This is a genomic window from Actinokineospora sp. UTMC 2448, from assembly GCF_024760565.1.
Lineage (GTDB): Bacteria > Actinomycetota > Actinomycetes > Mycobacteriales > Pseudonocardiaceae > Actinokineospora > Actinokineospora fastidiosa.
In genome coordinates this window covers 404,521-417,984 of sequence record NZ_CP031087.1, presented here as the reverse complement: position 1 = coordinate 417,984, position 13,464 = coordinate 404,521, and the positions used below count along the sequence as shown (strand labels likewise).

Genomic DNA, 13,464 nt, shown 5'->3' with positions numbered 1-13,464 from the left:
CGGGGAGGCACCCATGCCGGATGGGACCGGTACCGAGCCAACGACCGACCAGCCGCCCGCCGCGGGCGACCAGATCGACCAGCAGGTCAACATGATCACCGTGTTGGAGAACCTGCCGTTCCTCGGTCCCGCGGCCACGGCCATGTACTCCTCCGGCGGCGGCGGCGAAGGCGGCCGCTTCGCCATCTCCAGCCTCGCCGAACTCGACGCCCTGATCGCGCGCTGGGAAAGCATCCTGGTGAAGATCGATGAGGGCGGTAGCAAGCTCGACGACGCACTCGCACACGTTCTCCCTCCTGCCGAAGACGCGCCCAGCAACTTCGAGGCTGAGAGGACCAAGGCCAGCCTCCAGGCCGCGTTGGACCACAACATCGTGATGTCCGACTACGCCAAGGGCTACATCGAGAAACTGAAGGCTGCCCGCGCGGACTACGCCGGTACCGAAAGCGAGAACACCGCCACCGTCAACAACTCGGGAGCTTGACCGACCATGCCCACTCGGTTCATCGGAGCAGCCGTCGCCGCCCTCTGCGTGATCGGACTCAGCGCCTGCAGCGAGAGCGGAACTCCGACCCCTGGCGGTGATCGAGAAACGACGACCAATCCCCGCCCCACGAGCGGGTCGACCACGACGACGGCCGAGAACGACCGCTATGGAGCGCCCTCCGTCGAGAATCCTCTGGACGCGACGAAACAGCTCAAAGATCCCTGCAGCTCACTGACCGCCGACCAGCAGCGTGCTCTGGGGAACCTCGAGGCGTTCGGCTCGGACCCGGAGGACACCGATCCCTCCTGCCTGTGGAAGACGCCGGACCTCGTCACCTTCGTGGTGTCGTACATCGTTCCCAACAAGAACGGGTTGGCTGACCTTTACCGAGGTCAGGAGCAGGGGCAGTGGGAGTACTGGGAGCCCACGACCGTGAACGGCTACCCGGCCGTCTACCAGCACGCCAGCGACAACCGGTCACGTGGTTACTGCACCATCTCGGTCGGTGTGACGGATCAGCTTCATTTCTCGGTTTTCAGCAGGCGGGCGGAGCCGAAGACCGCGTGTGACCAGGTCAAGGAAGTCGCCGCGGCAGTCGTCGACACCCTGAAGAACGGGGGCTGAGCCATGTCGTTCCAGATGCAGTGCATGTCCGGCCAGGCGATCTACGACAACTTCGTCAACGGTCGGGGTGGGCAGGAGCTGAGCCAGGCGGCGACGAAGGTCGATTCCGCCAAGCAGGAGTACGACCTGTTGGCGTCGGAGATCCGGTCGCTGACCATCGACATGGAGGCGATCTGGGAGGGGCCTTCGGCCGGGGCGGCTCAGCGGGGTGCGGGGCCGTTGGCGGTGGAGCACGAGTTGGCGCAGCCGGAGCTGCACAACGTGCAGGATCTGACGCACCGGCAGGTGGAGTCCTACGACCAGGCCAAGAGCTCGGTGCAGCCGATCCCGAACGTGCCGGAGGAGCCGGGGTTCTGGGACAACGTGTGGAGCCTCGGCGGGGCGGGCGACGACTACGAGCAGCAGGTCGAGGCCAACCGCGCGGCCAATGAGAACAACGTCAAGGTCATGCAGGCCTACGAGAGCGCGTCGCTCCACAACGGCGAGAACATGCCCACGCAGTACGGGCAGATGCAGCCCGACAACTCCCAGATCACTATCAACAAGCCCGGCGGTGGCGACGACGGCGACGGTGACGGGGGCGGCGACGACCGGCAGAACGTGACGCCGCCGAGCGGGAACCCGGACGACAACGGGGGCAGCTGGGACACCGGCGGCAGGCCGCCGACGAACCCGAGCGGCTACGACCCGACCAACCCCAGCGGCTACCAGCCGCCGATCGGCGGCGGCGGCGGGCCCTACCCGCCGGGCGGCCCCGGGCCCTACCAGCCCGGCCCCGGCCCGACGCCCGGACCCGGTCCTTACCCGGGCCCGTACCCCGGGCCGTACCCGCCGGGCGGGCCGGGGCAGAACCCGCCGAACGGGCGCGGACCGAACGGGCCGGGCGGGCGTCCGCCGGGCTTCCCCGGCGGTCGGCCCCCGGGCATCCCGGGCGGCGGTCCCGGTGGCAACCCCGCCACCCGCGGCCCCGGCGGGCCCGGGCTCGGCGGCTCCAGCGGCCTGCGCGGCGGTCCCGCCGGATTCGGCGCGGGCATGGGCGGCGGCGCCGAGGAGGCGCGCGGCGCGGGCCGGGGCGGCTTCGGCGGCGCGGGCGGCGCCGGTGGCATGGGCGCTGGCGGCATGGGCGCAGGCGGCGCCGGTGGCCGTGGCGGCGCGCCGATGGGCGGCGGCGCGGGCGGCGCCCGCGGCCAGGGTGGCGAGGACGAGGAGCACACGCGCGCGTCGTTCCTCGTGGAAGACGACCCGGACAGCCTGTTCGGGACCGACCAGATGACGGCCCCGCCGGTGATTGGGGAGTAGTAGGTGCTGGACAGGCCGCTCAAGCTGTCGGTCAACACCGTCGCCAGGACGGTGAAGGCTGAGGGGCTGGGACAGCTGCACCTCACCATCTCGCCGGAGGCCCTGTGGTTTCCCCGGGACGAGGAGCGCAGGGCCGAGCAGATGGCCCGCGACGAGCTCGCCCGCGCCGGTGGCATAGACCAGCGCGGGCGGGTCGACGCGGACATGCTCGCCGTGCTGGCCATGCTGTGCACGCCTCGGGCGGAGTTCTACGGGTGGATCAGCCAGGCGAAGCGGACGGTGGGCGTCCTGGTCGCGGTGACCGGGCGCACCGCCGTGCTGGTCAGGAACGACGACGGCGTTGTCTCGATCACGCCGGTGAACCCGGAGGCCCCGGCGGAGGCGCTGGTCGCGCAGACGCCGGAGGTGCCGCCGGGACGCGGGCAGGTGATCACGGTGTTCGGCGAGGACGTGCGCAGCGCCGCGGGCGGGCGGCAGCGCACGGCGACCGGCGTCGGCACCCGGCAGGCCCCGCCGCAGGTGCGGGAGGTCCAGCGCATCACCGAGCTGCCGACGACCGGCGGCGGGCAGCTGTTCACGGCCGTGCGCGACAGCGCGGGCCGCAGGCACAAGGTGCCCGCGCCGCTGCGCTACGCCGACACGGTGCAGGGCCGGTACCTGAACCTGGCGCTGCCCGGCGACCGCGTACTCGTCGGACCCGCCGACCGGCGGGCGCTCGCGCAGCGGCTTTACGAGATGCACCGCGGCCTGACGACGCGCTGAACACGCCGCGCCGCCGTGCGTGTTCCCTTGGTCGCAATTAGGACACTCCTCTCACGACCCGCGGGTCCATCCCCTACCGTGTCGGCTGGTTCAGCCAATCGGGTAGGGGGTCGCAAGTGGACGGGCTCGGCATCGTCCTGCTGATCGTGGTGGCCGCGGCCATCGGCGCGCTCATAGCGGGGCTCGTGGTGCGCAAACGGCAGCAGCGTCCACCGGCGGTCCCGGCCCCGCAGGACCCGTTCGCCGATTCCGACCACCACGCCGTCTACGGCGATCCGCGCTCCCTCAAGGCGGGCGACCTGGTCGAGCTGCGCGGCGTCTCGTACTCGGTGCGCGGCTCCGTGCGCTGCGACGAGGGCGGCTGGACCTGGTCGGAGCACCTGCTGGAGACCGCGACCGAGGAGCGGGTCTGGCTCTCCGTCGAGGAGGACCCAGACCTGATCCTGGTGGCGTGGACCGAGATCGACACCGAGCTGCAGCCTGGCCCCAAGACCCTCACCCTCGACGGCGTCGAGTACCGGTCTGACGAGAAGGGCACGGCGACCTACACCACCGAGGCGACCACCGGCCTCAAGGACGGTTCCGTCCGCTACCACGACTACAAGAGCCGCGACCGGCTCCTCTCCTTCGAGTCCTACGGCGACGCCCCCTGGGAGGCGGCCACGGGCGAGAAGCTGTCCACATACGACGTCAAGATCTTCCCGGCGGCCAACGGATGAGCACCAAGACCAAACCCAGGACCTGGTTCTGGATCGCGGGCATCTTCGCCGCGATCGCCGGGATCATCGCGATCACCATGTTCGCCCGCGGCACGTCCGTGCGCGACTACGTGGACAACACCTACACCCGCGCGGCGACCCTCGACCAGGACGAGGAGATCGCCTACACCACGACTGAGGCGCCCAGCGCGGTCACCGCGGCCATCGTCGGCGCGTGGAAGCCGGTGTCGCAGTACGCCGACGCCAGCGGGGTGTACCTGCGCTACAACGATGACATGGTGTTGGTCCGCCCGCACAACGGCGGCAGCGTCATCCGCGTCGACGACGTCGACCGCGCCTACCGCCGCTACCACTCGCACGTCAGCGGGTATTGGGGCTGGACGTCCGGGCACGGCGAGTCCTTCCGCGGCCGGGGACCGGGGGCGGGCAAGTGAGCACCCAGCAGCAGACCAAGAAGGGCGGGGCCGCGGGCTGGATCATCACCGGCGTGATCCTCGTCGGCATCGTGCTGGCCATCATCGCGGGCGAGGGCGGCTTCGACTCCAGCGACAACGACACGAGCGTGCCCCCGCCGACCGCGCAGGAGACCGCCGACCTCGCCGCCCGGCTCGCCGAGGCCGAGAAGGCGCACGGCATCTGCTACGGGTGGGAGCTGTCCTCGTCGACCTACTCGACGCGGCCCGAGGACGTCGTCAGCATGGGCTCCAGCCGCGGCGCGAACGTCTCCGCGCGCGAGTGCGACGACTGGGTGATCCTGCAGGTCGGCGTCGAGTACACCAGCGCGAGCAGCGAGTCGGAGGACTCCGCCGCGATCGACGTGGACTCCTCCGACAGCCTCACCGGCAAGCACCCCTACTCCGGCGACCTGGAGCGCATGGGCGTCACCCGCGACGCCGCGCTGAACGACCCGGCGGCCACCACCGGCCTCGGCGTGCTGTCGCTGCCGCTGCTCATGGTGGAGGAGGGCGCGGCGCACGCGCTGCCCGCCACCCCGGCCGACGCGGCGCAGCCCACCCCGATCGGCCGCCCCGGGTCGGACTTCGTCGGCAACCACACCGGCGCGCTGATCGCGCTGGGCATCATCGGCGGAATCGCCCTGCTCTGCCTCATCATCGGCCTGATCATCCGCAAGCGCGGGAAAGAAGCGAGGTAACCACCCGTGTCCGAACTGCTGACCGGTCTGCTCGGCACCCTGGCCTACGCGGGTGCGGGCCTGGTGCTGATGGCCCTGGGCTACGTCCTGGTCGACGTGGCCACGCCGGGCAAGCTGGCCGACCTGATCTGGACCGAGCGCAACCGCAACGCCTCGATCCTGCTGTGCTCGGGCCTGCTCGGCATCGGCGTCATCCTCACCACGGCCATCCTGACCAGCGCCGACGACCTGGGCACCGGCCTGGCGAACACCGCCGTCTACGGCCTGCTCGGCCTGGCGATCATGGCGCTGTCGTTCATCATCATCGACGTGCTAACGCCCGGGAAGCTCGGCGAGGTCATCTGCGCCGAGGAGCACCACCCCGGCGTGTGGGTGTCGGCGGTGGCACACCTCGTCGTCGCCGTGGTGATCGCCGCCGCGATCACGTGAGCGAGCCCGCGGGCGGGGCGCCCGTCCGGCGCGCCCGCCCGGCCCGGGTGGCGCTGCTGGCGACGGTCTTCATCTGCGCCGCCTGCGGTCTGGTGTACGAGCTCGCCCTGGTCGCGCTGGGCAGCTATCTGATCGGCGACACCGTCGGCCAGGCGTCGATCGTGCTGTCGCTGATGGTCTTCGCGATGGGGATCGGCGCCCTGCTCGCCAAGCCGCTGCAGCGGCGGGCGGCGATCTCGTTCGCCTTCATCGAGCTGATCCTCGCCCTGCTGGGCGGGCTGAGCGTGTTGCTGCTGTACGCGGCGTTCGCGTGGTTGAGCCTTTACACGCCCGCGCTGATCGCGATGGCGCTCATCCTCGGTGTCCTCATCGGCGCGGAGATCCCGCTGCTCATGGAGCTGCTGCAGCGGATCAGGGCGCAGGCGGCGGGCTCGGCGGTGGCCGACCTGTTCGCCGCCGACTACGTGGGCGCGCTGCTGGGCGGGCTGGCGTTCCCGTTCGTGCTGCTGCCGGTGTTCGGGCAGATCGAGGGCGCGCTGGTGGTCGGGATCGTCAACGCCCTGGCCGGGCTCGGGCTGGTGCTGACCGTGTTCCGCGGTGAGATCGGCGTGCGCGGCAAGGCGGCGCTGATCGGCGGCGCGGTCGCGGTCTTCGGGGTGCTGGGCGGCGCCTACGTCCTGGCCGAGGACTTCGAGGTCACGGCCCGCCAGGCGCTCTACGCCGACCCGGTCGTGCACGCGGAGCGGACGCCGTACCAGGACATCGTGATCACCGAGTCGGTCTCGCTGTCGGGCAACCGGGACGTGCGGCTGTTCCTCAACGGGGACCTGCAGTTCAGCTCCGTCGACGAGTACCGCTACCACGAGGCGCTGGTGCACCCGGCGATGGCGGGGCCGCACTCGCGGGTGCTGGTCCTCGGCGGCGGCGACGGCCTGGCCCTGCGCGAGATCCTGCGGTACCCGGACGTCTCCTCGGTGACGCTGGTCGAGCTGGACCCGGCGATGATCGAGCTGGCCCGCACGGACGCCCGCCTCGTCGCGGCCAACGGCAGCGCCTTCGACGACCCGCGCGTCACCGTCCGCGCCGAGGACGCCTTCACCTGGCTGCGCTCGGTGACCGCCGACTTCGACGTCATCGTGGTCGACATGCCCGACCCGGACTCCACCGCGACGGCGAAGCTCTACTCCATCGAGTTCTACGGCATGGTCGCGCAGGCCCTCGCCGACGACGGGCGGATCGTGGTGCAGTCCGGCTCGCCGTTCTTCGCCCCGCACGCGTACTGGTGCATCGAGGAGTCGCTGCGCGCCACGGGCCTGTCCACCACCGCCTACCAGGTGACGGTGCCGTCCTTCGGCGAGTGGGGCTTCCACCTGGCCGCCCGGACCGCGCCCGCGCTGCGGCTGCCGGACCTGCCGCTGCGCTCGCTGGACGAGCGGACGCTGGCCGCGGCCGCCGTCTTCCCGCCGGACCGGCGCGCCCCCGCCGACGTGCGGGCGTCGACGCTGATGGACCCGGTGATCCTGCGCTACTCGCGCCAGGAGTGGACCAACTACTGAGTATTGCCTCGCGGTCACGCGGGCTCCTACACTCGGCTGGCGATTGGGAGCGCTCCCATAACTCCCCAGCGATCGAGGTCCCATGAAGGTCAGAAGTACCGCGGCCGCCCTGCTGGCCGCCGCCGCGACAGTGCTGGCGACCGTCTCCGCGGGTCCGGCGGCCACCGCGGCGGCGCCGGAGCAGGACTGGCTGCACGTGGAGGGCAACCGCATCGTCGACGAGGCGGGCAACCAGGTGTGGCTCACCGGCGCCAACTGGTTCGGGTTCAACGCCACCGAGCGGGTGTTCCACGGGCTGTGGTCGGGCAATATCACCGAGATCAGCAAGGCGATGGCCGACCGGGGCATCAACATCGTCCGCATCCCGATCTCCACCCAGCTGCTGCTGGAGTGGAAGGCGGGGCAGACGGCGACCCCGAACGTCAACACCTACGCCAACCCGGAGCTGGCGGGCAAGAACAACCTCCAGGTGTTCGACTACTTCCTGGAGCTGTGCGAGCGCTTCGGCATGAAGGTCATGATCGACGTGCACAGCGCCGAGGCCGACAACTCCGGCCACATCCACCCGGTGTGGTGGAAGGGCTCGATCACGACGGAGGACTTCTACCAGGCGTGGGAGTGGGTCACCGCGCGGTACAAGGACAACGACACCGTCGTCGCGATGGACGTCAAGAACGAGCCGCACGGCACGCCGACGCAGCCGCCGCGCGCCAAGTGGGACTCCACGACCGACGCCGACAACTTCAAGCACGTCTGCGAGACCGCGGGCAAGCGCATCCTGGCGATCAACCCGAAGGTGCTGATCCTGTGCGAGGGCGTGGAGGTCTACCCGAGGCCGGGTGAGACCTGGAGCTCGCCGAACACCGACCCCGACCTCTCGCCGAACTACTTCTACACCTGGTGGGGCGGGAACCTGCGCGGCGTCGCCGAGCACCCGGTGAACCTGGGCGCGAACCAGGACCAGCTGGTGTACTCCCCGCACGACTACGGGCCGCTGGTGTTCGACCAGCCGTGGTTCCAGAAGCCGTTCGACAAGGAGTCGCTGATCGTCGACGTGTGGGGGCCGAACTGGCTCTACATCCACGAGCAGGAGATCGCGCCGCTGCTGATCGGCGAGTGGGGCGGGCGCCTCGGCCAGGACGAGCGCCAGGACCGCTGGATGACCGCGCTGCGCGACCTGATCGTCGACGAGGGCCTGCACCAGACGTTCTGGGTGCTCAACCCGAACTCCGGCGACACCGGCGGCCTGCTGCTGGACGACTGGCGCACGTGGGACGAGCAGAAGTACGCCCTGCTGAAGCCCGCCCTGTGGCAGCACAACGGCAAGTTCGTCAGCCTCGACCACCAGGTGCGCCTCGGCGGCGCGGGCAGCACGACCGGGATCAGCCTGGGCGAGCGCTACTCCGGCAGCGGCCCGGTCGACACGACGGCCCCTTCTGTCCCGAGTGGACTTACCGCTGGCGCGGTCACCTCGTCGTCCATTTCCCTGTCCTGGAACGCTTCGACGGACAATGTGGGCGTTTCCGGGTATGAGGTCTACCGTGGAACGACCCGGGTCGCGACCGTCGCGGGAACGTCCTACACGGACAGTGGACTGACCGCGAACACCGCCTACAGCTACACCGTCCGGGCGCGTGACGCGGCGGGCAACGTGTCGGCGGCGTCCGCGGCGCTGTCGGCACGCACCTCCTCGGGCGGCAGCGGGTCGTCGGGCTGCACCGCGACGCTGCGCGCGGTCAACAGCTGGCAGGGCGGGTTCCAGGCGGAGGTGACCGTCGCCAACACCGGGGCCACAGCGATCCGCGGGTGGACGGTGGACCTCGCGGTGGCGTCGGGCAGCGCGATCAGCAGCCTGTGGAACGGCACGCTGACCGGCAGCCGGGTCACCAACGCCGCGCACAACGGCGCGCTGGGCGCGTCGGCGAGCACGACCTTCGGCTTCGTCGGCACCGGCCAGGCCGCGGGCGTGACGGTGGCCGGCTGCACGGGGAGCTGACAGGACCAAGGGGCCCCGGCGATTCCCGGGGCCCCTTGGTCATTCGCGCAGGACCTGCAGGTTGTTCATGGCCGAGCCCAGGTCGCGCACGATGCGCACCTGCAGGCCGTCGGGGACGTCGCCGCAGTCGGGCGGAATCAGGGCCTTGGTGAAGCCCAGGCGCAGCGCCTCGGCGAGCCGGGCGCGGACGCCGCCCACCCGGCGCACCTCCCCCGCCAGCCCCACCTCGCCGAGGACGACGAGGTCCGGCGGCAGGGCGACGTCCTTGGCCGCGGTGGCGACCGCGAGCGCCACGGCGAGATCGGCGACGGGCTCGGCGACCTTCATCCCGCCGACCGTCGCGGCGAAGACGTCCCGGTCGCCGAGGCGGACGCCGCCGCGTCGCTCCAGCACGGCCAGGACCATGGCCACGCGGGCCGAATCCAGCCCGCTCACCGCCCGGCGCGGCGTGTTGAGCGGCGAGCTGGCGACGAGCGCCTGGACCTCGACGAGCATCGGGCGCTTGCCGTCCATGGCGACCGTGACGGCCGTGCCGGGCACGCCCACGTCGTGGCGGTTGAGGAACAGCCCGGACGGGTCGGGCACGTCGACGATGCCGCGGTCGACCAGCTCGAAGCACCCCACCTCGTCGGCAGGCCCGAACCGGTTCTTGACCCCGCGCAGCATCCGCAGGCTGGAGTGGCGGTCGCCCTCGAACAGCAGGACGACGTCGACCAGGTGCTCCAGCACCCGCGGCCCGGCGATCGACCCCTCCTTGGTGACGTGGCCGACCAGCAGCACCGGCAGCGCCCGGTCCTTGGCCAACGCGACCAGCGCCGCCGTCACCGCCCGCACCTGCGTCACCCCACCCGGCGTGCTGTCGACGTCGGGCGAGGACAACGTCTGCACCGAGTCGACGACGAGCAGCCCCGGCTTGATGTCGTCCACGTGCCCCATCACCGCCGACACATCACTCTCGGCGGCGAGGAACATCCCCGGATCCACGTTGCCCGTGCGCTCGGCCCGCAACCGCACCTGCCCCGCCGACTCCTCCCCCGTGACGTACAGAGTGGGCCCATTGGCCCGCCGCGCCCACTGGTAGGCGACCTCGAGCAGCAGCGTCGACTTCCCCACCCCCGGCTCCCCCGCCAACAACACCACGGCTCCCGGCACGAGCCCCCCACCCAACACCCGGTCAAGCTCCCCCACCCCAGTCGACAGGGCCCGAGCCGACTCGACATCGACCTCATCGATCCGCCGCGCAGGCGCACTAGGAGCCCCAGCGGCAACCCGCCCAGGCCGCCCGACCCCCACCTCCCGCAAGGTGTTCCACGCCTGGCACTCCGGACACCGCCCCACCCACTTCACAACAGCGGCGCCGCACTCCTCACACCGAAACCCACTCTTACTCGCCACACCCTGACGCTATCGCCCCCACCCGACACCTCCCCACAAGCAACACCCACCCCACCCCCCACCCCACCTGGGACAGACCCCGCCCACCCAGGGGGCAGACCCCCTTGGTTCTGATCCTATCGAAGGGGAACGACAAAAACGGAAGCGACACTCCGAATGAATGGAGGAGCTCATACCGATGGGCGCTGAGCAGCGGTCTGGACCTGAAAGCGCCAGGGCTGAGCCAGCAGCCATCCACAGAGACCACTCGTTCGAGTGGCTGGCCGTCCTGGAGGTCTCAAAGCAGTGCCGAGAGATCGGCGACCATCCGGCGTGCGGGTGCGACAGCCACCACGGCTAACCCTGCTCTGCCACGTGAGGAGCCGCAGAGCCGAGCCGTCGGGGCGGGCGCAGAACGCGGCGCCGCCCCGACAGTCAGGTCTAGAAGTTAGTGCTCGCCCGTGTTGCCGTGGTCCTCCGACTCGCGGGGGTCGGTGGGGGCGGCGATGGGGAGTTCGACCGTCACGGCGCCTGCCTTGGCGAAGACGAAGGTGACCGGGTAGACGCGGCCCGGGTACAGGTCCTCGGTCAGGCCGGTGAGCAGGATCTGCAGCTTGCCCAGCTCGATCGCCCCCGTCGTGGCGACCGGGGTCGTTGTCGTGGTGGTCGCGCCCGTCGTCTCCGTGCCGGTGGTGGTTGGCGCGGTGGTGGTCGTGGGGGCGGCGGTTGTGGTCTCGGGGTGGAAGTCCTCGTTCGGGGTGCCGACGGCCAGGGCGACGCCGCCGGGCAGGGCGGTGTCGCCGGTCAGCTCGGCCTTGCCCGCGATGGGGCTGGTGACCTCGACGAGGGTGTCCGCCTCGGTGCCGGTGTTGATCAGGGACGCGATCACCGCCGCCTGGCCGCCCTGGCTGTAGTGGCCGTCGTGGGGGTAGGCCAGCCTGGCGTCGCGGACGGCGATGGCGCCCGCGTCGACGCTGGACCCGTTGACGGCGGGCCGCTGCGAGTCGGTCTGGGTGATCTGCCCGGCGCCGCAGGCCGTGGTGGCCAGGAGCGCGGCCAGGCCGATGGCCAGGGACGCGCGGCGCAGCCGACCGGTCGAGTTCTGCTGTGCACGGCTCACGGGTGGGCTCCTGCGGTCGAGGCTTGCTGCGTTCTTCCGGACCGAAGAGTAGCCCGCGCGATCGCCCGCGCCCGCGCGTGGTGGGCGAAACCACGATCGGCGATCAGGTCCACTGTGGAGATTTTGCCATTCGCGGGCGGAGCTGGGTGAGCACGTCCGAAGGGGCGTTGTCAACCCCCCATCTGGCCTGTGACCTGCGGAGACCGAATCCGGGTTGAGCTGTTCGGGAGTGCGACTCGTGTTAAGATGGAGCCAGCGAAAGGGGCAGAGGACACATGGTTTTCAAGGTCGGAGAGACCGTCGTCTACCCGCACCACGGTGCCGCACTCATCGAAGCGATCGAGACCCGCGTGATCAAGGGCGAGGAGAAGAAGTACCTCGTCCTCAAAGTCGCGCAGGGCGACCTCACGGTCCGCGTTCCCGCAGACAACGCCGAGATCGTGGGCGTCAGGGACGTCGTGGGCCAGGAGGGCCTCAACCGCGTGTTCGATGTGCTGCGCGCTCCGCACACCGAGGAGCCGACCAACTGGTCGCGTCGGTACAAGGCCAACCTGGAGAAGCTCGCGTCCGGCGACGTGAACAAGGTGGCCGAGGTGGTGCGTGACCTTTGGCGGCGGGAGAAGGACCGTGGCCTGTCCGCGGGCGAGAAGCGGATGCTGGCCAAGGCCCGGCAGATCCTGGTGAGCGAACTGGCGCTGGCCGAAGGCACCGATGAGGGCAAGGCCGAGGTGCTGCTCGACGAGGTGCTGGCAGCCGCGGCGGTCTAAAGTCCGCCCGTGACACAACTGAACTCGGCCGTGGCGCTGGTGCCCGCGGCCGGCCGTGGAGAACGTCTCGGCTACGGGATGCCCAAGGCGCTCGTGCCTGTCCGCGGTGTACCCCTGCTTGTCCATGCCGTGCGCGGCCTGCTTGACGCGGGCCGCGTGCGGCATGTTGTCGTCGCGGCCCCGCCCGACGACGTCGACGCCGTGTCCGCCCTGGTCGACGGCCTGCCGGTGGACGTCGTGCCCGGCGGCGCCGACCGCACGGCCTCCGTGGGCGCCGCGCTGCGGCACGCGGTCGCGGCGTTCCCCGACGTCCGGATCGTGCTGGTGCACGACGCGGCGCGGGCGTTCACGCCGCCGGAGGTCGTGGCGCGGGTGGTGGACGCGGTGGCGGCGGGGTCGGAGGCCGTCGTCCCCGTGTTGCCCGTCACGGACACCGTCAAACGGGTGGATGCCGACGGTGTGGTGTTGGACACCCCGGATCGGTCGGCGCTGCGCGTGGTCCAGACCCCGCAGGGGTTCGCGGTGGACACGCTGGTCAGGGCCCACGGGTCGGGCGTCTCCGCGACGGACGACGCCGGGCTGGTGGAGAAGCTGGGCGTGCCGGTGGCCACGGTCGCCGGGCACCCGTCGGCGATGAAGGTCACCACGCCGCACGATCTGGCGGTGGCGGAGAAGGTGCTGGTGGAGGGCTTGTGAGGGTCGGGATCGGCACCGACGTGCATCCGGTCGAGGCCGGGCGGGAGTGCTGGATCGCCGGGCTGCGGTGGGACGGCGTGGACGGCTGCGCAGGCCACTCCGACGGCGACGTGGCCGCGCACGCCCTGTGCGACGCCCTGCTGTCGGCGGCGGGCCTGGGCGACCTGGGCGCGGTGTTCGGCACCGGGGACCCGCGCTGGGCGGGCGCGCGCGGCGTGGACCTGCTGGTCGAGGTGCGCCGACTGCTGACCGCGGCCGGGCTGCGGGTCGGCAACGCCGCGGTGCAGGTCATCGGGAACCGCCCCAAGATCGGGACGCGGCGGGCGGAGGCGCAGGAGGCGCTGTCGACCGCGGTCGGCGGGCCGGTGTCGGTGTCCGGGACGACGACCGACGGGCTGGGGCTGACCGGACGCGGCGAGGGTGTGGCGGCCGTCGCAACCGCTTTGCTCCTCGATCTCGCATAGCGGTCAGGCGGCTACCGT

General features: G+C 71.2%; 15 protein-coding genes. 13 read left to right on the top strand and 2 right to left on the bottom strand.

Annotation, left to right across the window (positions count from 1 at the left end):
* Positions 1-13: 13 nt before the first annotated feature.
* The 10 genes from Actkin_RS02100 (at position 14) to Actkin_RS32530 (ending at position 9,025) form a co-directional block, all read left to right on the top strand.
* Positions 14-484 carry a hypothetical protein gene (locus tag Actkin_RS02100; RefSeq protein ID WP_189208677.1) on the top strand — a complete coding sequence of 157 codons (471 nt, stop codon included), beginning with the start codon at positions 14-16 and terminating at the stop codon, positions 482-484.
* Between the two features lie 6 nt (positions 485-490).
* Positions 491-1,111, top strand: coding sequence for a DUF3558 domain-containing protein (locus Actkin_RS02095; RefSeq protein ID WP_189208678.1), 621 nt, complete (start codon positions 491-493; stop codon positions 1,109-1,111).
* A 3-nt stretch (positions 1,112-1,114) separates the two neighbouring features.
* Positions 1,115-2,410, top strand: a complete 1,296-nt coding sequence (locus Actkin_RS02090) for a hypothetical protein (RefSeq protein ID WP_258905658.1) — start codon at positions 1,115-1,117, stop codon at positions 2,408-2,410.
* 3 nt (positions 2,411-2,413) lie between these two features.
* Positions 2,414-3,172 (top strand): ESX secretion-associated protein EspG, encoded by a 759-nt coding sequence (locus tag Actkin_RS02085; RefSeq protein WP_258905657.1) that lies wholly within the window; start codon positions 2,414-2,416, stop codon positions 3,170-3,172.
* 116 nt (positions 3,173-3,288) lie between these two features.
* A complete protein-coding gene (locus Actkin_RS02080; protein ID WP_258905656.1) occupies positions 3,289-3,891 on the top strand; it encodes a DUF4178 domain-containing protein in 603 nt (200 codons plus the stop codon).
* Positions 3,888-4,325, top strand: coding sequence for a DUF4247 domain-containing protein (locus tag Actkin_RS02075; RefSeq protein ID WP_258905655.1), 438 nt, complete (start codon positions 3,888-3,890; stop codon positions 4,323-4,325). Before Actkin_RS02080 ends, Actkin_RS02075 begins: the two co-directional genes overlap by 4 nt.
* Positions 4,322-5,044 (top strand): hypothetical protein, encoded by a 723-nt coding sequence (locus Actkin_RS02070; protein WP_258905654.1) that lies wholly within the window; start codon positions 4,322-4,324, stop codon positions 5,042-5,044. The genes Actkin_RS02075 and Actkin_RS02070 overlap by 4 nt, the downstream gene beginning before the upstream one ends.
* A 6-nt stretch (positions 5,045-5,050) precedes the next feature.
* On the top strand, positions 5,051-5,473 hold the full coding sequence (locus Actkin_RS02065; protein ID WP_189208684.1) for a DUF350 domain-containing protein: 423 nt from the start codon (positions 5,051-5,053) through the stop codon (positions 5,471-5,473).
* A complete protein-coding gene (locus Actkin_RS02060) occupies positions 5,470-7,029 on the top strand; it encodes a polyamine aminopropyltransferase (protein ID WP_258905653.1) in 1,560 nt (519 codons plus the stop codon). Before Actkin_RS02065 ends, Actkin_RS02060 begins: the two co-directional genes overlap by 4 nt.
* Before the next feature lie 82 nt (positions 7,030-7,111).
* A complete protein-coding gene (locus Actkin_RS32530; RefSeq protein WP_309569103.1) occupies positions 7,112-9,025 on the top strand; it encodes a cellulase family glycosylhydrolase in 1,914 nt (637 codons plus the stop codon).
* 39 nt (positions 9,026-9,064) lie between these two features.
* Here Actkin_RS32530 and radA read toward each other — a convergent pair whose 3' ends face one another.
* Positions 9,065-10,420, bottom strand: coding sequence for a DNA repair protein RadA (gene radA, locus Actkin_RS02040; protein ID WP_189208687.1), 1,356 nt, complete (start codon positions 10,418-10,420; stop codon positions 9,065-9,067).
* A gap of 427 nt (positions 10,421-10,847) precedes the next feature.
* On the bottom strand, positions 10,848-11,519 hold the full coding sequence (locus Actkin_RS02035; RefSeq protein WP_258908097.1) for a copper chaperone PCu(A)C domain-containing protein: 672 nt from the start codon (positions 11,517-11,519) through the stop codon (positions 10,848-10,850).
* Between the two features lie 275 nt (positions 11,520-11,794).
* On the opposite strand from Actkin_RS02035, the gene Actkin_RS02030 reads away from it, so the two are divergent.
* The 3 genes from Actkin_RS02030 to ispF are packed head-to-tail and all read left to right on the top strand — an operon-like array spanning position 11,795 to position 13,446.
* Positions 11,795-12,286, top strand: coding sequence for a CarD family transcriptional regulator (locus Actkin_RS02030; protein ID WP_189208689.1), 492 nt, complete (start codon positions 11,795-11,797; stop codon positions 12,284-12,286).
* Between the two features lie 18 nt (positions 12,287-12,304).
* Positions 12,305-12,982: a 2-C-methyl-D-erythritol 4-phosphate cytidylyltransferase gene (gene ispD, locus Actkin_RS02025; protein WP_258907832.1), complete on the top strand. Its 678-nt coding sequence runs from the start codon at positions 12,305-12,307 to the stop codon at positions 12,980-12,982.
* Positions 12,979-13,446 (top strand): 2-C-methyl-D-erythritol 2,4-cyclodiphosphate synthase, encoded by a 468-nt coding sequence (ispF, locus tag Actkin_RS02020; RefSeq protein WP_258905651.1) that lies wholly within the window; start codon positions 12,979-12,981, stop codon positions 13,444-13,446. Before ispD ends, ispF begins: the two co-directional genes overlap by 4 nt.
* Positions 13,447-13,464 lie beyond the last annotated feature (18 nt).